Source organism: Marinobacterium sp. BA1, assembly GCF_041155135.1.
GTDB lineage: Bacteria > Pseudomonadota > Gammaproteobacteria > Pseudomonadales > Balneatricaceae > Marinobacterium > Marinobacterium iners.
Genome location: NZ_BAAFHC010000001.1, coordinates 1599444 through 1621058 on the forward strand (window position 1 = coordinate 1599444; position 21615 = coordinate 1621058).

Below are 21615 nucleotides of genomic sequence, written 5' to 3' on the forward strand. Positions count from 1 at the left end.
ATGTATCAGGGCCCCGTTTTCAACAGATTCAAAGTATTCAACGTTCCAAGGTATAGAGCAGATCTGCACCACTGCCCAGTTCATTGCTTTGCGCTTCAACACGCCATTTTTCACTCAACTTGTATTTCAGGCTAAGTGTGTTGACGGCCTCCATCACGCCTACGCCATAACGCAAATAGAGTCGGGGTGACAGGTATTTGCCAATGAAAAAGGCCGATTCACCGCTCGCATCGCTGTCAAAGCCGAACTCGTCCAGAGCAAAGGCCTCACGCAGGTTACCGGTAATTTTGTTGCCCTGGTTCATGCCCAGTGCCAATGCCGCCTGCAGCATCACCTGCTGCTCACCTGCGGAACTTTCGCCAGGAGCCTTGCCCAGCAACAGGTAGGACAGCACGCTGCTGTCCGGCATGGCCGGCTCACCATAGAGGTCCATGCGCGGTTCACGCAAGGTGCCACTGACATTGGCACCTACGATCACGTCGTCTACCTGGCGGCCGATACGCAGATCCAGTCCCGGGTTATCGACCGGGCCGGCAGCATATACCAGACTGCCACGTCTGATCTGCAAATCCTGACCATAAAGCTGGTACTGACCGCTTTCCACCTGGATGCTGCCAGTTGCCCGCGTGGTCCGGCCCGGCGATTCCTCGATCTGCAGTGCTCCCAGCAGACGCCCCTTGAAGCCCAGCGCATCGACCCGCACATCGTCACCGAGTTCGATGCGAATGTCAGCATACACAGGAATGGCGGGGTCTTTTTCGACGACTTCTCCATCCTTGACAATAACCACATCAGATGAGGGCTGCACGGCACTTTCACGGGACTTGGGCGTGGATATCAGCGTCTGGGGCACACGCAGGGTCCCTCCCAGACGGACCGCTTCAGGTGACAGGTTCAGGGTCAGGTCGGGGCTGATCTGGGCATGAATCTCCTGTGTGTTCATGGCGGTAAATTGCTCGCCATTCAGCGTCAGCTCACCGGTACGCTGTTCCAGATCATATTCCCCGTCCAGTTGCAGCTTTCCGTCACCGGAGCGCGCTGACCCCGTAAAGCGGATCAGACCGGGGTATTCGGCCTGTGCCAACTGCAGCTCAATCGGCGCGATCAGCAGCCCCATCGCCGGCAGCTCTACACTGCCCTCTCGATAGCTGATCTCTCCTGCCAGCTCCGGCTTTGCCAGTGTACCCGCCAGGCTCAGCTCGCCACGGACAAAACCCTTCAGGTTTTGCAGATCCGGTATCAGCACCTGCACATCACTCAGATCATCTGCACTGAGACGCAGCTGTCCACGTAATCGCTGTTGCTGGCTCAGGCCCGTGACATCCAGTTCAAGCGCCAACTCACCAGCTACCATTTCCAGCAGCGTATCTGCCGTCAACTGCAACCGATCTTCAGCCAAGGCAATACGCGCAGTCAGTGGCGCCAAAGCAACTGATTGGTCCGCCTGCGCCGGGGTCAGCTCACCGGCCGTGGTTGTCAGTGTTGCATCAAGTTTTGGCAGGCCACCGGGTTGCTGGGTGAAGTCTGCCTGCAGCGAGAGCGTTGGGGTCAGCTGCATGCCATTAAGCAGTGGCTCCAACATGCTCAGTGCCAGCTCGTCCAGCTCGGCCCTTGCCTGCGTACGGCCGGCAAAATCACCGTCTGCCTGCAGGCACAAACGCCCTCCGGCACTTTGCTCATCGAGGCAGAAACGTTCCAGGCGATAGTCTTTCATTGAGATCATGAGACCCGCAGGTGCCACCGAGCGCCATTGGCTGAATGGTTCGGGCAGCAGCTCCAGTCGATTGAGTTGCCCCTGCCAGCGCTGCTGATCCGGGCTCCAGCCACCGGCGGCGGTCAGCTCCAGCTGACCCGGCGAGCCGTTTGCAGACAGGCTCAAGCGGTGTTGCTCCGGTTTGCCATTGAGGTTCAAATTGACCTGTTCAATGGTCTGGCCAGCTGCAGCGGCATTATCCAGCTGCAGGTCTGCCTTCCAGTCGCTGCCACCGGACAGGTCCAGCGACACGTCTCCACTCAAGCGCTCCAGGCTGGCCTGATCGGCATAGCCCAGCCCACTGGCACGAATACGGGCCGTCACGGCAGGCTGCAGCAATGCGCCCTTCAACTGCCCACTGAGTGACAGTTGCCCACGCGCGTCAGGCAGCAGCCGAGCCAGATTGGGTGCCTGCAGCTCCCAGCTTAAATCCAGACGATCGTTGATCGCACCCTTTGCCTGTGCCCTCGCACCCGCGTAGCGAAGATCCAGCGCATCAATCTGCCACTGCCGGGTATCACTCGCCACGCTGGCGCTCAAACTGATCGGCTGCTGTCGCAATTGACCCTGCAATGACTGCAACTGAAGCGACAGCTGAGGCAGCTGCTCCCCCAGCTCAACGCGGCCGTTGGCCGACAGCTCCAACTGACCCGGCCAGTCAGCAGCTGCCAGTGCCGGGTTGATGCCTTCAGCGCTCAGTTGATAATCAAGCTGGATCGTTTCGCTGGCGTCCACCTGTGACTGCAACCGCAACACTGTTTCACCCTGCTGTGCCTGAAGCTGCAACTCCAGCTGACGCTGGGCGCCATCCAGATCCAGTACCAGATCAGCACTCAGAGGCAGTGACTCCGGCCAGTGATCAAGCTGTACCCAGCGGGTCAGATCGGTTGAGCCCTGCAACTCAAAGTAGCTCAGGAACTGCCGCGCCGGTTCGGTCCAGCCGCTCAACTGCAACTGGCTGCCGGGCTGTTCCAGTTTCAGTGAGTCAATCACAAGCAGCTGACCATCACTGTGCAGTGCGAGGCTCACTCCCAGCTCGTCCAGCAACCGCTGCTCTCCCTGGATAATGCGTATATGCCCTACACTAACCTGATCCAACTCAAGCTGCAGCGGCAACTCCACTGTAGGCAGTTCCGGCAGCTGGAAAGTGCCTGTTTCCTGCACCGGAGCCTCTTCCTCAGCCGATGCCGGCAAGGCAACGTTCACAGACGCTGCACTGAGCCCATACACTTTCAGGCGTGGCTCGCGCAGCGACCAGGGGTGCCAGTGCAGAGACAGCTGCTCTATTTCGATGCCCAGCCCATCCTGAGCAAAACGCAGGTATCCAATCTGCAGCTCGGATGTCAAGGTGCCATCAATATCCCTGAGTTCAAGCTGGGGCAGCAGATTGGCACTCAGGTTGAGCGCAAAACGGGTACCGGAGGGCAGAAACAAAATGGCCGCCAGCATCAGCAGGATGCCCAGCAGAAAAATCAGCAGTGTACCCAGACTCCAGCGTAACAGCGGTCTCACAAATCAGGCCCCAGAGTAAAGTGTATGCGCCAGCCGCTCTCGTCCAGTGGCATGGCCAGATCAAGGCGCACCGGCCCCACCGGCGACTGCCAGCGGGCACCGAAACCTGCGCCGGTTTTGAGCTCTGTATCGGCGTCGTCAAAGGCGTTACCAGTATCGATAAAAGCCGCCACGCGCCAGTTTTCACGAATTAGATAGTCGACTTCAACGCTGCCGGTCACCAGATAGCGCCCGCCAATCACATCACCATCACCGCCGACTGGTCCCAGCGACTGGTAGTCGTACCCCCTTACACTGTTGTCACCGCCAGCGTAGTAACGCATTGTGGCCGGCAGGTCATCGACCGAGTCGATCAATGTGATACCCAGTTCGGCACGGGACAGCAAACGCCAGCGATCAGACAGGCTGTCGACACGCTTTCCACGCAGATCCAGCTGCAAAAGGTCAGTATCGGAGAGCAGGTTTTGTGAAGCCACACCGACGCCAAAGCTAATTTGATGTCCCTTACGGGTGTTAAGACGGTTGTCCGCGATGGTTCGGCTGAAACGGGCTCTTGGAATAAGCAGTGTGGAGTCCTGTTCATCCCCCTCAAACACCCAGCTTTCCTGCTCCCAATCCAGCGAGAGATGTCGTTCCCAGTCACCAATCTGCTTCTGCCAACTGCCACCGATGCCGTAGCTGCGGGCATCGATGGTATCCGACTGCTCGTCCTGCAGTTTCAGATTCAGTGCAAAGCGGTCAGTGGTTGGCTGAAAGCCGGGGATTTCATAATTGGTCGTGAACTGCTGGCGGATTTCAGACAGCCGCAGACGGCTGTTCAGCGTGTGTCCCCGACTGTTAACCCAACGCCGCGTAAGACCCACCTGCATGCGCGCCCCTGTATCGGTTCCGTAACCAAAACCGGCCTGGTAGAGACTGCGCTTGCGCGGTGTCAGTTTCACATCGACCGGCAGTTCTGCATTGTCCAGCTCCGCCAGCTGAGGTCTCACCTCTACATCGGCAAAATAATCACTGTTGATCAGGTTACGCTGCAACTCGATCAGATGCGCGGTATTAACCGGGTCACCCGACTCGAAGGGAAGGTAACGACGCAGCAGCGCTTCCGACACCGGTGCCTTGTCAAAACGAATTTCACCGATCCGGGCTCGGATTCCGGTGTCATACACCAGCTCGATGTCGGCCAGATTTTGTTCGGGGTCAACCCGGATCTCACTGACCCTGAGCATCGCTTCGTAGTAACCCCGCTCGGCTGCCCGCGACTGCAGGCTGCTTTTAAGGGCGGTATAGTCTGCATGCCGCAATGGCTCATCGGTTCGGATATTTGTATCCGTGAGCACCTGCTGCAGTACACTGTCTTGGGCGCCCTCTCCTTCAAGCACCAGCTGTGCAGAACGGATGCGGGTGATTGGACCGACATCAATCTGATAGCGAGCCGCCCACTGCTCTGCCGGTCCATCCAGATTGATCTCCAGCTGCAGCACCGGATTGTAGTAACCGAACGGTTGCAGCGCCCGGCGTATCTCTTCTGGCGCCTGACGGTGGAGGTAGCGAAGCCGGCTGACAGTGGGCGGTGGTGCCTGTAACAGCGCATCGTCAACGCTCAGCATCGCACGCACGTTGTCAGCCAGCTCACCCTCAACCCCATCGAGCTCAAACTGGGCAGCTTGGAGCTGGCCACATGTGCCGCACAATAACAAAGCGGGCAACAACAGCAGTCGGGGACGATAAAACAGAGGCACTCACACAGCTCCTTTGATCGAGTCTGGCACCATTCTAACCTGCCAAGGCATTGAAAATCTTCCCTCGCTGACGCGCCGACACAGCAGGAACTCAAGGAGCACAAGCCAAAGGAGCAAGGCTGTTGCTCGAACCATGACACCCCGACGATGCGGGGCATTTTCGTTTTGATTCAGCAGGGGCACATCGCTCAATTGTTAAAAAGCTGTGCCATCCCATCAATCTTCATGACCTCGTCCATGTCGGCAGAGACAACACCTGCCACACTCATGCAATCAAGTATGTAAGCAAGCATCGCATTTACCGCTTCTCCAAACACTTCCGGAGCCTGGTCTTTCAGTGCCAAAAGTGCCTTGACCAAGCGGCACTGCACTTCAATCAGTGCTGCACCATCTCTGGCGATGGGCCTGAAGGCATCGGTTACCAGATCTTTTACGGATACGACAGGCACATGGATGTCTGGAAAGCTGGGCTCAGGTTCGTTTTTCTCGGACCACCGCGAGAGCACTCTGAGCAGGCGTCCAACAACGTCAATCGCTGTTCCTGGATCATTGACGGCCGGTGACAGAGCCCTGCTGGCTATTTCAGCCATCACGATCAATCCAAACCGAGGATCTTCTGCAAAGGTACGAGCCGTACCCAACACAATCGCAGCACAGGCCGCCGAAACGGCTTCGCTGTCCAGTTGGGCGCCCGTAATCACCATGAGAGGTTTGCCGTTATAAACAAAGTGGCCGGGCAGCTGACACAGATAAATGTTTGCACCGCTCTTATCTGCAATAGCCTGCAGTGCAGGCATATCAATGTGCTGTACATAGCCCGTCGAAGCAGCACACACCCGCTGTCCCTGCGGCAAACTACTGAGAAGAGGTTTCCCTCCCAGATATGGGTTTTGAATACGAGCAGCAAGTGAATCGCTGGCTGCCGCTTCTACACGACCAAGAGTGTCACCCATCCTGCCAAAATTCATCAGGTGATTTGTCCAACGAATCAGTGCAACAATCACCCATACAATGACCACAATGGTAAACGCAAACAGAACAGATCGGCTTGATTCGTCATACAAGCCAGCACTAAGCGCGATCAAGCCAAGCAGACTGAACACAAAAGACCCTATGAATGTGGCCAGCACATTTTGGGTCGTGTTGTCTTCCTGTAACAGTGCAGTGGCACGAGGCGTTGCTGAATTCGCCGCAGCAGCGAAGGCTGAAACGGCAATGGACAACGAGAAGGTGGTGACTGCCAACATGGAAGTGGCCAAGATGGTCAGCAGGTCTTCAACCACAGCCGCACCGGAACGCTGTGTCAATTCAACAGGTAGCCGGCCCGAGAATAGATGCGCTATCACAAGTGAAAGAATGGCCAGCAGCGCAAAGCCTGCAACTCGTACCCAGATCTTCCTCAAGATGTTGTGCAGCAGCCAAAGGTAACGTCCCGTGTTTTGCATTTTCGCTACCTCTCGGAGTTTATAACGCGCTCAACATGTTCAGCAAAGCCGACTCTTTCAGGGGAGGAGCAAAATAGAACCCCTGCACCTGGTCGCAGCCCATTGCCCTGAGCAACACCAATTGGGCGTTGTCTTCAACTCCCTCGGCTACTGTCGAAAAACCGAAATGAGAGGCCATGGCTATCACTGTTTCTGTCAGCTTCTGGTCTTGCTCGCTGGTCTCCAATTCACGGATGAATGCACGATCGATTTTAAGTATCGAAACCGGCAATTTTTTCAGATATGCCAGTGAAGAATAGCCGGTACCGAAATCATCAATGGCGACTTTGAACCCCTCATCGCTCAAAGACTGCAGCTGTTTCAATGCAAGCTCCATATCCTGCATTAAACCCGACTCTGTAACCTCGATTTCCAGGCATGACGATGGCAGGCCCGCTGCCGATACTGAATCCATCAGCCAGTTTGAAAAATTCGGTTGTGCCAGCTGCAATGGCGCCACATTGACAGCCACCGAGAAAGCATCTCCCACCTGCCCATGAGTACGCCAGCGAACCAGTGCAGCAACAGCTTCCTGTACCACCCAACCGCCGATGGGTACAATGTCACCACTCGCTTCAGCCAGAGGGATGAACTCTGCTGGTGATACCCGCCCATATTCGGGACTTTCCCAGCGCAGCAGTGCTTCCACACCACAAATACGATTGGATTGAAGATCAATTTTGGGCTGATAGGCCAGCTTAAGCTCCCCATTTTCTACCGCTGTGCGCAGGGCATTGCGCATCCCCGTTCGCCGCTGTAGTTGCTGCTCGAGCTGGTCGTCATAGCCACGCCAACGTCCTGCCACTGAAGGGAGCGCCAACGCTGCCATACGAAACAGTTGGTCGGTACTGCGCCCCGGGAAGCTTGCACTGACCCCGATCCGAACACTCAGGTGCAGTGACATCTGCTCTATCTCGAACGGTTGCTCAAAACAGCTCAACACAACCTGTCCCAGTGGCTCAACCGCTTGATCTCGATGCTGGCAGGGCGAGAGGATAACCCATTCCGTACTGTTCCAGACTCCAAGTGTTGAATCACAGAGGTCAGGCTGGGCCTGCAGCCGCTGCGCCAGCTGGGCAGCCAATTGATCCGCGATGGTGAAGCCGTGCAGACGGGCGATTTCATCCATACCTTCGATGGCAAGGAACATGACGATGGTTTCGTAACCCGCATTCAGCTGTTGCTGCAACACATCGCACAGGGCACGACGGTTTGGCAGGCCAGTTAATGGCTCCTGCCGGGCTTTGCGTGCCAGCTCTTGAGTCCGTTCCTGGACCAGATACTCCAGCTCATTGGCCCGCTCAAGCCGTTCAGTCATCAGTTTTTGTAACTGAAGGGTATTGTTAATGCGTTGCAGCACCTCCAAGTGATCAAAAGGCTTGGTCAGAAAGTCTCGAGCCCCAAGCTCAAGTGCACGGTAGCGGGTCGCATCGTCAACCTGAGCCGTCAGGATAATCACCGCAGGTACTTGCTCTCCCAACGTATTAAGTTGCTGCATCACATCAAAGCCGCTCAAATAGGGCATGCGCACATCCAACAGAACAAGATCAGGACGGCGAGCTTTGACTCGCGGTTGAACCTCTCTGGGGTCACAGATGCCTTCAACTCGGCTGTAACCTTCATCTTCCAGCAGCGCCAGCAGCAACTCCACATTGGCGGTATTATCATCCACTACCAGAATATCAGCATCGATATGCAGCGGGGTTGCAAGACTCAATGTGACTCTCCTTGTGACAGAATATGCCGCACCTGATCGACCAGAGCCTGAATATCAAAGGGTTTTGTCAAATAGTCGACGAAACCAGCTTCGCGCGCACGGCGCCGATTGGATGAGGAGGCTGCAGCCGATATGGCAAGCACTGGAATGTTTCGGGTCATGGGGTTTCGAGCCAGAATCTGCTGGGCAGCAAAACCATTCATGCCAGGCAGATCAATATCCATCAGGATCAAGTCCGGTGATTCTGAAAAGGCCAACTCCAGCCCCTGCTCGGCATCCATAACACAGGTCAACTGCACGTCTGGCAAATCATGAAACAGATCCTGCATCAAACGTTGATTGGCAGGATTATCTTCTATGTACAGCACATGTTGATAGCGAACAGGTTCCGTTATTTCCCTCGATACCATGGATGGCTCATCTTCGGTCGATGCCACCTCATGGCCGGCGCACAGCGGCAACTCAAACCAGAAATCACTGCCTTCTCCTTCTCGGCTGACAACGCCCATCTGACCATTCATCAAACCTACCACTTTACGGGTCAAGGCCAGGCCTACCCCGGTCCCCTCGATACTGCCAGATTCAGCCCCCAGGCGATTGAAGGGCTGAAACAACTCATCCAGACGCGATTCCGGTATACCATGGCCCGTGTCGGATATCGTGATGCGGTACACCCCGTCATCGGGCACACAGTAAAGGCTGATGGAACCACCATCACGGTTGTATTTAACAGCATTACTGAGCAGGTTGATCAGCACCTGTTTCACGCGGGTATAGTCACCCAAAATACAAACGTCACACTGCCCCACATCCGGTAGATTAAGACTGAGGTTACGCTCGTCTGCCAGAGGTCTGATAATCTCGATTGCATCCTGAAGTACATCCTGCGCCCGGACGGATTCAAGAGAGACCTGCATGTTGCCAGACTCTATACGGGCCAGATCCAACACTTCATTGATCAGTTCCAAAAGATGTCGACCACTGCGAATAATCTGCTGCGCCTGACGCCTCTGGCGCTCTGGCAAAGGGGTACGGCTGTTTTCAAGCAACTGCGCAAACCCAAGGATTGAGTTCAAAGGTGTGCGCAACTCATGACTCATGGAGGAAAGGAAGTCCGTCTTGGCCTGACTGGCTGTTTCGGCCTGTTCTTTGGCAAGCCTCAACTCTTCGGTAAAACGCTCCTGCTCACGCAATTGGCGGTGCAAATTGATCAACAAGGCACAGGTCGAGGTAAAGGGTTTCAGCCATTCGACCAAGGCTTCATCGTAATCGTGTTGGGCGTTGGCAATGGCATACATGCCAATCAACTGCCCACGATCAATGATCGGCACACCCAGGTAGCGAGTCAACACCGGATGCCCCTGTGGCAAGTGCCCGTTACGCTCATCATGCAGCATATCGTTGCTCAACACGGTTTCACCGCCAGCAAATACCCGGCCCAGCATGGTATGCGGATTACCCAGCATCATGTCGCCACTGACCAAAAGCTCCATCAAACGCCGCGACTCATCATTCCAGGACAAATCAGTTATGGCATGGATTTTAAGTGCCGGCTTGTCATCCTGAGTAACGACCTCACCGATGAGTGCATATTCACTCTGTGTGAGCTCCTTCAAAGCCTCTTTCAAAAAGCGCCACAGCGTATTTCCGGATACCAACGCCCGGTAGTCGGTCAAGCCCTGATGCAAGACTTCAAGCAAAGCACGCTCTTTCTGCTCACGCTTGCGCGCAGCATGGACATCACGCAGATCGGACAGGATGCCGATAAAGTGACGCCGTTCATGATCATCAGTTTTTGTACCGAGCTGTACTTCGCTGACCGCCAGGTGAACCGGGATGAGTTCTCCTGTTTTATGCTGCGCCTCAACTTCACGCCCCTTGCCAATGACTTTGGCATCGCCACTCGTCTGATAGGCGTGTAAAAAGCCATCATGCGCCAAAGCTACCGATTGCGGCATCAGCATTTTGACATTTCTGCCCAGCAGTTCTCTTTCAGAGTAGCCAAGCATATCGCAGACGAAGTGGTTGACCTCCAACATGGTCCCACGGCCATTAATGCGCACTACGCCGGCTGCTGCACCCCGGATAATGGCTTGATAACGGGCCGAAACCGCACGGTTACTATCCGCCTCTTCAGCCAGCGAGTATGTATATCGATGCAGGCTGATCAACGGCTCGACTTGGTTGGCCAGCAGTTTCAGGCGTTCGAGGCATTCTGTATCAAAGTTTCTCGGTCGAGTATCAATCAGGCACAGCGTTCCCAGAATAAAACCCGAAGGAGAGCGGATCGGCATGCCGGCATAAAACCGGATATGAGGCTCACCCGTTACAAGTGGGTTGTCGGCAAACCTGGAGTCCAGACTTGCATCCTGCACGACCAGAGGGGACTGGTTATAGACTACATGGCTGCAAAACGACACATCTCGAGTGGTCTCCGTAACACAGAAACCATAGGATGATTTGAACCACTGCCGATCTCTGTCCACTAGAGACACCAGCGCAATGGGAACATCAAACAGCTCGGCAGCAAGTTGGGTCAGACTGTCGAACGACGTATCACGCGCTGTATCCAACAGATTTAAATCATACAGCTCCGCAAGGCGCTGGTTCTCGTTATCCGGTATCAGGGGGGCCGTCATACTGCCTCCACTCCATTGTCAAAATCGACAGAAATCACTGGACTGGATTATACGGTAGCCTGCACTTACTGTCTTTGAACAACATCAGCCGCTTAAAGTATCTGAAAACTGCCCGATCGCCTCCACCACGCGCCGGGCATCGGCACGAATCCCCTGCATCATCTGTCCAGCCTGCTCGGCCTTGATTACACCAGCCTCAACCTGATCACGACTGCCACTCATATGGGCTACCGCTTTTTGCGACAGAGTGCCATTCTGAGCCACGACACGCTTGATCTCTTCAGTCGCATCGTGAGTGCGGGATGCCAGCTTGCGCACCTCATCTGCCACGACGGCGAAGCCGCGCCCCGCATCGCCGGCACGTGCGGCTTCTATTGCGGCGTTCAGGGCCAGCAGGTTGGTCTGCTCGGCGATTCCCTGAATCACATGGACAATGCTGTCGATCTCGTCTGACTGATGACTCAGCGCTCCTATTTCTTCTGCAGCCGTATTGAGTCCGCTGGCGATTCCCTGCACCATGCTGACGGTCGCGCTGACGATTTCAGCACCTTGTGCAGCATTGCTGTCGGTTTCGGCTGCAATTTCGAGCGCCATACGGGCTGCCCGCTGCTCTGCTTTTTGCTGTTCCACCTGATCGGTCACATCAGAAGCAATTTTCACCACACCGTAGAGCTTTCCGGTCGCATCGAACAACGGGTTATAGCTGGCACGTAGCCATATCTCCCGCCCCGTCTTGTCATACCGACGGAAACGATCCGATATAAACTCACCACGGTTCAGCTTGCGCCAAAAATCACGATAGGCCTCGCTGGCAGCATAATCGGCATCACAGAACAGGCGATGATGCTGTCCGAGCAGCTCCTTTTCGTTGTAGCGCATGGTGTTAAGGAAGTTGCGGTTCACCTTGATGATGTTGCCATCAAGATTGAATTCGATAATCGCCATGGAACGGTCAATAGCGCCCAGAGTACTTGCCTGCCCTTGCTCCCGTTTGACATCATCGGTCACATCCGACGCTATTTTGACAACACGCACCACCTGGCCCGTCTCATTGCGTACGGGGAAATAGGTCGCCTCCAGCCAAATCTCCTCACCGGACGCCTTGAAGCGCTGAAAGCGATCACTGCAACCTTCGCCCCGACACAGGCTCTGCCAAAACCCCCGATAAGCCGAGCTGCCGCTATATTGCTCGCTGCAGAAAATACGATGATGCCGACCGATCAGTTGTTCTCGGTCGTAGCCCATCACCTCGCAGAAAGGTGCACTGACATCAAGAATCTCACCCTGAGGTGAAAATTCTATCAGCGCCATGTGTCGGTTCAGTGCGCTCAGGATTTCCTGCTGATGGGCGACTTGAACCTTGGCCTTGAGCAGGGCTGATTTATGGCGATTGAACAACATGTATTAACCTCGGGGATGGGATCGTGCCGAACAACCAGAAGCGGTTCAACGCGTGGCTGCAAACTCTCACCGAGTTATACAACAGGGAAATAAAGGTAGATCATCGCTACATTAAATTATGTTTACTTCAAAGCGTTTTTTTGCTGTAACGGCTGATCTTTTTGTTTCGTTTCTTGTCACAGGTGCCGTTGAGTGCACTGAATAATGTTATAAAATAACGTTTCATTTTTGACAGATGGTATCCGGAGACCAAGATGCGACTGATCACCCCCCTGCTGTTATGCGCCCTTCTCCCGCTTCAGACGGCTGTTGCGGCCGGTGTACACCAACACGGTGTTGCCCAGCTCGATCTGGTGCTGGACCCTCCCATGCTCGCCGTTTCAATACGCTCGCCCCTGGCTAACTTGGTCGGGTTTGAGCATCGTCCAATGTCTGAACAGGAGCAGGCTGACTGGACCTCACTGCAGCAACAACTGCAGCAGGCCGGGCATCTGCTGCAACTTCCGGCTGCAGCCGATTGCAGTCTGAGCAAAGTCGCCTTGCACCAGCCATTCAAAGAAACGGATACTCATGATGCGCACTCACATTCCCACGACCAGCATGATCACAGTGCGGATGATGAGTATCAGGAACATGCCGATCTGATGGTGGAATATCACTATCTCTGTGCCGACTCGGCACAATTGAAACAATTGCAGTTACCGTTGATGAAGCACTATCCGGGGATCGAGAGACTGGATGTTCAGTTGATCACGCCATCAGGCCAGCACCTGAGCCAACTGCGGCAGGGCGAAACCCTGCTTGAACTGCCATGAAACCGATCATCAGTATCGACAACCTGCGTTTTGCCTGGCCCGGACAAGCGCCCATGCTGGAGATTCAACAACTGCAGCTGCAGGCCGGAGAGCACCTGTTCATTCAAGGCCCTTCCGGCAGCGGCAAAAGCACCCTCCTGAACTTGATAGCGGGTGTCTTGGGCGGTTTCGAAGGAGAAATCAGCCTTGCTGGTCAATCCCTGGCGAGCCTGTCAGAGCGCCAGCGTGATCGCCTGCGTGCAGACCATATTGGCGTACTGTTTCAGCAGTTCAACCTGCTGCCCTACCTGAGCCTGATCGATAACGTCAGTCTGCCCTGTACACTTTCAGCCCCCCGGCGCGAAGCCGCAATCCGCCGCAGTGACAGTGTTCAGGCAGAAGCACATCGCCTGCTGGAACGGTTGCAGCTGCCCGCCGAACTGTTTCAGCGCCGCACCGTCGCCGAGTTGTCGATCGGTCAGCAGCAGCGCGTGGCCGCTGCCCGTGCTCTGATTGGCGCACCGGAGTTAATCATTGCGGACGAGCCCACCTCGGCGCTGGATGGTGTCAGCCGTGACCGCTTTATGCAGTTACTGCTGGAAGAACTGGATCAGAGTAATACCACCCTTCTGCTGGTCAGCCATGACCCCGCGCTGTCTGAGTATTTCTCACGCCACCTTACACTGGAAGGAGCCAGCTCATGCTGATCCGACTTGCACTGCGCAGTCTGGCCAGCCGCCGCGCCAGCGCACTGCTGACACTGTTCACTCTGGCGCTAAGCACTGCTCTGTTGCTGGGTGTACAGCAGATTCGCGAACAAAGCCGTTTGAGTTTTTTCGATACGGTCTCTGGTACCGATTTGATTGTCGGTGCTCGCTCCGGGCCCGTACAACTGCTGCTCTATTCCGTGTTTCATATTGGCTCAGCGACCAGCAATATCCGCTGGAGCAGCTACGAAGCCCTGAGTGATGACCCGCGCATCGCCTGGACAGTCCCGCTGTCACTGGGCGACTCGCACCGCGGCTACCGTGTTGTTGGCACTCACAACAGCCTGTTTGAACATTACCGCTACGGCGCCAAACAACCGCTTGAGTTCGCTCAGGGTGGCCCGCTGAATGACCTGTTCTCGGTAGTAATCGGTGCCGAGGTGGCACGCGAGCTGGGCTACAACCTTGATGACCGCCTGGTGATCGCACACGGTGCCGGCAACACCAGTTTCAAGCGTCACGACAATCTGCCCTTCAAGGTCAGCGGCATTCTGACCGCCACCGGCACACCACTGGATCGGGCTCTGCTGGTATCACTTGAGGGGCTGGAGGCCGTTCATCTCGGCTGGCGTGCCGGCATCCCCCTGCCGGGTATGCAGGTCACGCCCGAGCAGGCCCGCAAGCGCAACCTGACACCCCGAGAAGTTACGGCTGTTCTGGTGGGCCTTGAATCTCGCCTGCAGACCTTCCATCTGCAGCGCGAACTGAACAACCGACGGGACGATCCCCTCACTGCCGTTTTGCCTGGCGTGGCGCTGCAGGAACTGTGGCAAGTGGTCAGCGTGGCCGAAAAAGCATTGCTGGCCGTGTCCGGTGCTGCACTGCTGATCGGCCTGTGTGGCATGCTGGCCGTATTGCTCAGTGGCATGCAGCAGCGCCGACATGAGATTGCCGTACTGCGGGCATTGGGGGCATCCCCCTTGCGCATCGCCAGCCTGCTGATGACTGAAAGCCTGCTGCTGACTCTCAGTGGCCTGTTGCTGGGGCTGTTATTGCTTTGGGGCGGGATGACACTGCTGCAACAGCCTCTGCTGGATCTGTTTGGCCTGCGGCTGGTACCTGCAAAGCTGTCACCCGAGCAATGGGCACTTGGTGGTATCATCCTGATGCTGGGACTGCTCAGCGGACTGATACCGGCCCTCATGGCCTACCGCATGGCACTGGCCAACAGTCTGATCCGGCGCAACTGATGGAGAACTCAATGCGTGTACTGACTACTCTGATACTGGGCCTTTCGCTGTTGCAGCCACTGCAGGCCAATGACGAGATCATCGTCAATGGCGAAACCGCGGCCGAGATACGCTGGGATGATTTGATGCCGGAAGACTATGGCCTCTCACTTGAAGAGCTGTTCAATAGCCCCGAGCTGGATGCATTGGACGATTACAGCCCGAAAGCGCAGCAGATCATGGACCAGATGATGCAGACACTGGCTTCAGCCCCAGTCGTGGAGTCGATGGATGGCCGCATGGTGAGCATTCCAGGCTTTGTGGTACCACTTGAAGGGGTGGGTGACGTGGTTGATCGCTTTTTTCTGGTGCCTTATTTCGGCGCCTGTATTCATGTGCCGCCACCGCCCTCCAACCAGATCATCGACGTGCACTACCAGCCCGGCACACGGGTTGAAAGTCTGTACGATGCGGTGCTGATCAGCGGCCGGCTGACGACTGAAGTGTTCAGCCATGAGATGGGAACGGCAGGCTACCGACTGGAAGCCTACCGCATCCAACCCTATGAACTGCCGGATGATGCGGAAGACTGGCCTGAAGAGTAACCTGCTCTCAGGCCATACAGTACCACCCAGATCACACTTGCCAGCAACAGGCTGAGCACCAGAGTGGCGCCCGCCGGCCAGTCAAGCTGCCATGCCAGGCCGAGCCCCAGCAGGTAGCCAACACAACCGCACAGCAGCGCAGCGCTGCGACCACCCGCCAGTTGCGCCACCAGCGCCGGTGCAATCAGCGTCACGAACACCAGATAGACGCCGAGAAGCGGTACCGAAAAACTGACCAGCAGCGCAAAACAGGGATAGAACCCTGCAGCACCAAGCCAGTTTGAGTACCGCCACTGTACAGTCCAGAAAGCGACAGTCAGCAGCGCCAGCGGCAACAGGTCATTCCAACTGACCCAAAGAATATCACCGTTAAGACTGCGGGCCAGCTGATGCCCCGCATGGGGATCGGATGCCAGCAACAACAGCAGCGAACAGGCTGCCCCGGCATAGAGCAACCCGATAACCGCCTCCCGCTGGGCTGGATACCGTGCAGCCAACCAGCCCACAAGACCGGCACCCAGCACAGCCAGCAAAGTGCCACCCACCAGCGCGGCCCATGGCACCTCCGGCCACCCTTGCTGCGCCAGCAAGGCTCCCAGCGCAGCCAATTGAGCCACCGCCAGGTCGATAAATAGAATGCCACGTTTGAGCACCTGCTCGCCCAGCGGCAGATGGGTCAGCAGTACCAGCAGCCCTGCCGCCAACGGAACCAGTAACAGCCCCGCTTCAGCCAGCATCAACCTGTTCCAGTAGCTGCGCCAGCAGATGATCGAACAACTGATCCAGCCGTTCTATCCCCTGCTCTGGCTCGGTTGTGGACGGCAGTGCCAACACCGGCAGCCCGGTTTTCTGCGCCAACCACTGAGCACTTTGCGGGTCCTGATACCAGCTGTGCACAATGGCCAGCGGTTGTTTTGCCTTCACATCCTCGACCAGTGATGCCAGATGACCCGGAGTCGGCGGCACACCCGGCTTGGGTTCCAGATCGGCCACTACCTCCAGTCCCAGCCAGCGCCAGAAGTAATCGAAGGTGCTGTGTTGAACCACAAGCGTACGACCGCGCAGCGGCTCTGCTCGTTCACGCCACTTATCCACATGCTGCTGCCAACTCAGGGACCAACGCAGGTAGGCCGCACGGTACTGGGCGGCTTGCTCAGGATCAGCCCGACCCAGACGCTCACTCAGTACCGCTGCCACCTGCCGGATTCGTTCCGGATCAAGGTGCAGGTGCGGATTGCCCTCCGGGTGCACATCACCGGCACCGAAAGGTACATGATCGAGCTGATCAATCGTTTCGACATGTTCAGCCGCAAACAGCATGCCCGCACGCCCCGGCTGTACCTTTGGGTTGGCCGCCCGCTGCTGCAACGCCGGCAGCCAACCAGCCTCCAGCGAGGCACCGCTGCAGATGGCCAGATCCGCACGGCGCAACCGGGCGATCAGACTCGGCCGCGCTTCAATATAGTGCGGATCCTGATAGGCATGGGTTGCACTGCTGATACGTGCCTCCGGCGCCAGTGCTTGAGCCAGTGCTGCCCACTCGGGTTCGCAGGCAAAGATCTCAAGTGCCTGAGCCGGCAGCGGCAGTAATGCCGCTACCAGCGCAAGGCCTGTCAAACTAGAACGAATGCGCATCATGAGCACCAAAGCTGATGATGTACTGCAGCGTCAGGACATCATCGGCTGCCGCATCAAAAGTATCATCCCAGTCCTGAAGTACATTTTGATGAGTGTACTGCAGTCGAAGCGTCTGGGTGTGGCTCGGATTCCAGGCCAGCATCACAGCGGTCTCTTCCAGCGCACCCTCATGGAAGTGATCATCATGCCCCATCTGTACATCTATTCGGCCATGTCGCAGCCCTGCACTCCATTGGGGTGCAAAACGATACACCGCAGAACCATACCAGCCCTCGTGGTATTCCTGACTGCTGGCATATTCGTTCGGGTCGGTTACGCGGGCATATTCGGCTGAAAGTGTCAGCTGCTGGTTGCGATTGTTGCCCTGAGGCGCCCACTTCCACACCAGATCGGCCAGGTACATATGCTTGCCGGTATATTCGGCACCATGGCTGTGACCATGCCCTTCTTCTTCATGATCGTGATGGTCGTGGTGGTCATGTTCATCATGCTCACCCGCTTCCAGTGTGCGGTTACGCAGGTAGCTGAAGCCGGCCTGCCAGCTTTGAGAATCACTCAAATCACCGCCCAGGCTGGTCGACAGAGCCCAGGTACCCACCGTACGACCACTATCGGTTTCACTCAGCTGGTCGCCATCAAATGCCTCGGCACTGATGCGCCAGTAAAGATCCGTGGGCATAACCAGGCTCAACCCAAGACCGTCGTCGTAATAGTGACCACCCAAAAAGGCGCGATACAGCAGCGGGCGCTCAACAAAACTGTCAGCATGCGGATGCTGACCATTCAGATAGCCGATATCCGACAGAAAGCGGCCACCCCGCAGCGTCATTCCTGCCGGCAATGACAGCGTCTGCAGGTAGGCTTCTTCAATACTGAAATCGGTTTCCTCCTCATTGGCTTCCATAACGGCGGTCAGTTTGCCGCTCATCAGGTTACCAAACTGTTGCTTGAGCGCCAGCTCCGTATGGCTCAGCCCCCAGCCTTCTGTACGGCCACCCAAAGCCGTATCCGTAGACTTGTGATAGGCATCAATCGTGAGGCTGATATCGGGGGCCGACAGCTCCGCCTGAGCGGTACCGGCCACGAATACAGCCAAGGGCAATGTGCGAAGTAAAGTTGATTTCATTTTCATGGTTTTACAGCTTTAGTACGTTGGAGAAAGGGATGTGTATACTATAACCTTTGTTATAACATAACAACAAAAGCCAATAGGGAAGGAGAGCATGATTGTTTGATCGAACTCGCAGACGTGTGCAGGCTGTAAAAAGGGATTTCGGGCCGATTAACTTGTACCGACTACACGATTACGTCCGGCACTCTTCGCACGATATAATGCGTGGTCTGCCTGCTCCAACAGCGCCTCAGCTGGACCCTGTTTCAACTCTGCCGCCGCATAACCAACACTTACCGTTACATGATCCGCGATGGATGAATATTCATGCGGATAGTTCAAACTCTCAACTGCACGGCGCATCGCTTCAGCAACTTTGGCTGCACCGATGATGTCAGTTTCCGGCAAAACGGCCACGAACTCTTCACCGCCATAACGTGCAACCAGGTCACCCGGGCGCTGTATTACCTGCTGCAAGGCTGTTGCAACCTTGATCAAGCATTCATCACCCTTGCCATGGCCGTAGTTGTCATTGAAAGGTTTGAAAAAGTCGATATCCAGCATGATCAATGCCAAAGGCTTACCGCTGCGTGACAAACGTCTCGCTTCAGACTGTAATACTTCATCAAAACGGCGCCTGTTGGCCAATTGAGTCAACCCATCAAAATTCGAGAGATTTTCGAGCAGATCCGTTTTGAGTTTCAAGTTCATGTGGTTACGCACACGCGCTTTCACAACCTGAGCTTGAAAAGGCTTGGTGATGTAATCCACTGCACCCAGCGCAAGCCCCCTGGACTCATCCTCAACTTCATCCAGGGCACTCACAAAGATCACCGGAATTTTGCTGGTTTCCGGCTTTTGCTTCAATTCGCGACAGACAGCGTAGCCGTCCATATCGGGCATCAAAATATCCAGGAGGATCAGGTCAGGCCGGTGATTGCCTTGCGCTATTTCAAGCGCTTTTTGGCCATTGTTGGCCACCTGAATCGTATATTCATCCTTGAGCAGGTTGGCCAAGATACGGATGTTCGCCGCAACATCATCAACAATGAGCAACCTGTTTTTGGCAGCTGGGTTGACCGGCTGCCCTGCAGTAGGCTGCGGTTCCAGCGCCGACGCACTCTCCTCCGGCTGTTGAACCATTGGCGCCAACTCAAGCCACTGTTCTAATATCTTGAACAGTTGCTGTCCCGAAAAGGGTTTGCCCAAGTGGTCATTCATTCCGGCATTCAGTGCCTTGTCTCGGTCTTCAATCAAGGCTGCTGCCGTCAATGCGACAACCGGTATATCCTGGTTAAAGCTGCGTATGGCTTTGGTCGCTTCATAACCATCCATTACAGGCATCTGTATATCCATCAATACCAGATCCACACCACCCTGCCGCACACGCTCAACACCCTCGGCACCATCACTGGCCAGCTCAACTCCAAGCCCCATCTGTTCAAGCTGGGACTGCACCACCTGCTGGTTAACCGGGTTGTCTTCCACCACCAGCACTCGCTGACTCTTGAACAGGCTAACGGGTCTCCATGAGCCAGGCTCTATAAGATCCCCGACAGGCGCAGTCTCATCACAGAGATACTCGGTTTCGGACTGATCATCCGAGGATGTCTGCAGCTGTGCGATCGGCAGGCATAACTCAAACCAGAAGCAGCTGCCGACACCTGCTTCGCTTTCTACATGGATGCTTTCTCCACCCATCAACATAACCAGACGTTGACTGATTGAGAGTCCTAAACCGGCACCGCCATGACGGCGCGTGATAGAGGTGTCGGCCTGACTGAACGCCTGAAACAGCTTTTGTTGCTGCTCTTGAGTCATGCCAATACCGCTGTCCTTTACCCTGAACACAAGCCTCGCACGCTCGTCTGACAGGCATTCACCCTCAATCTGCAGCTCAATTTTGCCCTGTTCTGTAAACTTCACGGCATTACCCAACAGGTTGGTCATCACCTGTGTCAGGCGTACTCGGTCGCCTGTATACCACTGAGGCAGGTCATGCTGGATCGTAAATAACAACTCCATCCCTTTTTGCCGACTTAATGGACCGAAAAGGGTATCCAGCTGGCTGATGACATCAGAAAGCCTGAAAAAATCGGCTTTAATCGCCAATGTTTTCGACTCTATCTCTGAAAAGTCCAACAGGTCATTCACGATCCCCAGCAATAGCTTGCCGGATTGGTAAATCTGTCGTGCACGATGATGCGCCCGCTTTGGCAAAGACTCGGCTATCTGCAGCTCGCTGAGCCCGATAATGGCATTGAGCGGAGTCCGGATCTCGTGACTCATATTGGCAAGAAATTCTGACTTCACCCGGCTGGCGTTTTCTGCCTCTTCCTTGGCACTGATCAATAACCTTTCAGCCTGCTGGCGCTCATTGAAATGATCCGTTAAATCGATGGCTGCTGTAGCGAGATAAGCCGGCTGACCATGCTCATCTGGCATGACGATACCGCTCATCAGCATCGGGAACTCATAACCGTTACGACTGTAATGCCACACTTCAGTCGGTGGAAAATAGTCTTGTTGCTTCAGTTGGGATAAAAGTGTTTCTACTGCCGGCATCTGCTCAGGGCAATGAAAAACAGACAGATGTTTTCCCTTCAGCTCCTGCACCGTATAGCCATGAATATTGGCAAAGAAAGGATTGCAATAGAGGACATGACCCCGCAAGTCCGTAACAACATTGCCATACATCGCGCTTTCAGCAATGGATCTGAAACGCCGGGTTTCCGCTTCTGCCTTTTGCCGCTGTCGCATCAAATAGGTTAAAACCACAATCGTAAACACCGACAACGCAAGCCCTGCCAGAAGCAGCAGGATAATGACACGATTGCGCTGGTTAACGTCGGCCGTCTGTTCTTCTACCAATTCTTCAAGGCGTTGTTTGTAATGCCAAAGTCCGTGATCAAGGTTCCGGCCAGGTGTAATATCATGTACGACTGAAAGCAATAAAAGCTTTCCATGTCGTTTAAATGGATGCGAATGTATTTCGACCGTGCGTATATCTCCGTCTGCCAAACGGTGCCTGAAAATAAAATAGTTACGACCCTCCTGCTTTGCCAAGGCCATCTCTTCAGCCACTTGTTTGGGGCTAAGTGTATTGATTTCATCTATCTTCATACCCTCAAAAAGGGCAGCTTCATAGCCGTAAAATGATACAGCAGCCGGGTTTGCTTCTATAATTTCGCCACTGCTCGGATCCAGCCAGTACATGGGGACACTGTGTTTCATAAACACGGCATCCAGATCCACTTCATCCGCATAACTTATGTTTGAAATCGGG

General features: G+C 55.3%; 14 protein-coding genes. 4 read left to right on the forward strand and 10 right to left on the reverse strand.

Annotated features, from left to right (window positions below; genetic code table 11):
- Window positions 1-37: 37 nt before the first annotated feature.
- The 6 genes from ACAM29_RS07855 to ACAM29_RS07880 form a co-directional block, all read right to left on the reverse strand.
- Window positions 38-3265, reverse strand: a complete 3228-nt coding sequence (locus ACAM29_RS07855; protein ID WP_369623780.1) for a translocation/assembly module TamB domain-containing protein — start codon at window positions 3263-3265, stop codon at window positions 38-40.
- A complete protein-coding gene (locus tag ACAM29_RS07860) occupies window positions 3262-5004 on the reverse strand; it encodes an autotransporter assembly complex family protein (protein WP_369623781.1) in 1743 nt (580 codons plus the stop codon). Before ACAM29_RS07860 ends, ACAM29_RS07855 begins: the two co-directional genes overlap by 4 nt.
- Before the next feature lie 188 nt (window positions 5005-5192).
- Window positions 5193-6449 (reverse strand): DUF2254 domain-containing protein, encoded by a 1257-nt coding sequence (locus ACAM29_RS07865; protein WP_369623782.1) that lies wholly within the window; start codon window positions 6447-6449, stop codon window positions 5193-5195.
- A 19-nt stretch (window positions 6450-6468) separates the two neighbouring features.
- Window positions 6469-8205, reverse strand: a complete 1737-nt coding sequence (locus ACAM29_RS07870; RefSeq protein ID WP_369623783.1) for an EAL domain-containing protein — start codon at window positions 8203-8205, stop codon at window positions 6469-6471.
- Window positions 8202-10844 (reverse strand): GAF domain-containing protein, encoded by a 2643-nt coding sequence (locus tag ACAM29_RS07875; protein ID WP_369623784.1) that lies wholly within the window; start codon window positions 10842-10844, stop codon window positions 8202-8204. Before ACAM29_RS07875 ends, ACAM29_RS07870 begins: the two co-directional genes overlap by 4 nt.
- A gap of 84 nt (window positions 10845-10928) precedes the next feature.
- A complete protein-coding gene (locus ACAM29_RS07880) occupies window positions 10929-12245 on the reverse strand; it encodes a methyl-accepting chemotaxis protein (RefSeq protein ID WP_369623785.1) in 1317 nt (438 codons plus the stop codon).
- A 254-nt stretch (window positions 12246-12499) separates the two neighbouring features.
- Between ACAM29_RS07880 and ACAM29_RS07885 the strand changes: the two genes are divergently transcribed.
- Genes ACAM29_RS07885 through ACAM29_RS07900 form a run of 4 tightly spaced genes read left to right on the forward strand, consistent with a single transcriptional unit; the run spans window position 12500 to window position 15580 of the window.
- Window positions 12500-13060 (forward strand): DUF2796 domain-containing protein, encoded by a 561-nt coding sequence (locus ACAM29_RS07885; protein ID WP_369623786.1) that lies wholly within the window; start codon window positions 12500-12502, stop codon window positions 13058-13060.
- Window positions 13057-13746: an ABC transporter ATP-binding protein gene (locus ACAM29_RS07890; protein WP_369623787.1), complete on the forward strand. Its 690-nt coding sequence runs from the start codon at window positions 13057-13059 to the stop codon at window positions 13744-13746. Before ACAM29_RS07885 ends, ACAM29_RS07890 begins: the two co-directional genes overlap by 4 nt.
- Complete coding sequence (locus ACAM29_RS07895) at window positions 13740-14996, forward strand: ABC transporter permease (RefSeq protein ID WP_369623788.1); 1257 nt, start codon at window positions 13740-13742, stop codon at window positions 14994-14996. Before ACAM29_RS07890 ends, ACAM29_RS07895 begins: the two co-directional genes overlap by 7 nt.
- A gap of 11 nt (window positions 14997-15007) precedes the next feature.
- Window positions 15008-15580, forward strand: a complete 573-nt coding sequence (locus tag ACAM29_RS07900; protein WP_091827089.1) for a DUF3299 domain-containing protein — start codon at window positions 15008-15010, stop codon at window positions 15578-15580.
- Here the strand turns inward: ACAM29_RS07900 and ACAM29_RS07905 are convergent.
- From ACAM29_RS07905 to ACAM29_RS07920, 4 genes are all read right to left on the reverse strand, one after another.
- Window positions 15538-16317, reverse strand: coding sequence for a metal ABC transporter permease (locus tag ACAM29_RS07905; protein WP_369623789.1), 780 nt, complete (start codon window positions 16315-16317; stop codon window positions 15538-15540). The genes ACAM29_RS07900 and ACAM29_RS07905 overlap by 43 nt on opposite strands.
- Complete coding sequence (locus ACAM29_RS07910; RefSeq protein ID WP_369623790.1) at window positions 16307-17215, reverse strand: metal ABC transporter substrate-binding protein; 909 nt, start codon at window positions 17213-17215, stop codon at window positions 16307-16309. The genes ACAM29_RS07905 and ACAM29_RS07910 overlap by 11 nt, the downstream gene beginning before the upstream one ends.
- Window positions 17199-18350, reverse strand: coding sequence for a hypothetical protein (locus tag ACAM29_RS07915; RefSeq protein WP_175527665.1), 1152 nt, complete (start codon window positions 18348-18350; stop codon window positions 17199-17201). The genes ACAM29_RS07910 and ACAM29_RS07915 overlap by 17 nt, the downstream gene beginning before the upstream one ends.
- A gap of 150 nt (window positions 18351-18500) precedes the next feature.
- The gene (locus ACAM29_RS07920) at window positions 18501-21563 is read right to left on the reverse strand and encodes a response regulator (protein WP_369623791.1); all 3063 of its coding nucleotides are present in this window, start codon (window positions 21561-21563) and stop codon (window positions 18501-18503) included.
- Window positions 21564-21615: the final 52 nt, after the last annotated feature.

Coding starts and splice junctions, on each gene's coding strand:
- ACAM29_RS07865 (WP_369623782.1), bottom strand. CDS start 6,449: ATGCAAAACACGGGACGTTACCTTTGGCTGCTGCACAACATCTTGAGG.
- ACAM29_RS07875 (WP_369623784.1), bottom strand. CDS start 10,844: ATGACGGCCCCCCTGATACCGGATAACGAGAACCAGCGCCTTGCGGAG.
- ACAM29_RS07880 (WP_369623785.1), bottom strand. CDS start 12,245: ATGTTGTTCAATCGCCATAAATCAGCCCTGCTCAAGGCCAAGGTTCAA.
- ACAM29_RS07885 (WP_369623786.1), top strand. CDS start 12,500: ATGCGACTGATCACCCCCCTGCTGTTATGCGCCCTTCTCCCGCTTCAG.
- ACAM29_RS07890 (WP_369623787.1), top strand. CDS start 13,057: ATGAAACCGATCATCAGTATCGACAACCTGCGTTTTGCCTGGCCCGGA.
- ACAM29_RS07895 (WP_369623788.1), top strand. CDS start 13,740: ATGCTGATCCGACTTGCACTGCGCAGTCTGGCCAGCCGCCGCGCCAGC.
- ACAM29_RS07900 (WP_091827089.1), top strand. CDS start 15,008: ATGCGTGTACTGACTACTCTGATACTGGGCCTTTCGCTGTTGCAGCCA.
- ACAM29_RS07905 (WP_369623789.1), bottom strand. CDS start 16,317: ATGCTGGCTGAAGCGGGGCTGTTACTGGTTCCGTTGGCGGCAGGGCTG.
- ACAM29_RS07910 (WP_369623790.1), bottom strand. CDS start 17,215: ATGCGCATTCGTTCTAGTTTGACAGGCCTTGCGCTGGTAGCGGCATTA.
- ACAM29_RS07915 (WP_175527665.1), bottom strand. CDS start 18,350: ATGAAAATGAAATCAACTTTACTTCGCACATTGCCCTTGGCTGTATTC.
- ACAM29_RS07920 (WP_369623791.1), bottom strand. CDS start 21,563: ATGAAACACAGTGTCCCCATGTACTGGCTGGATCCGAGCAGTGGCGAA.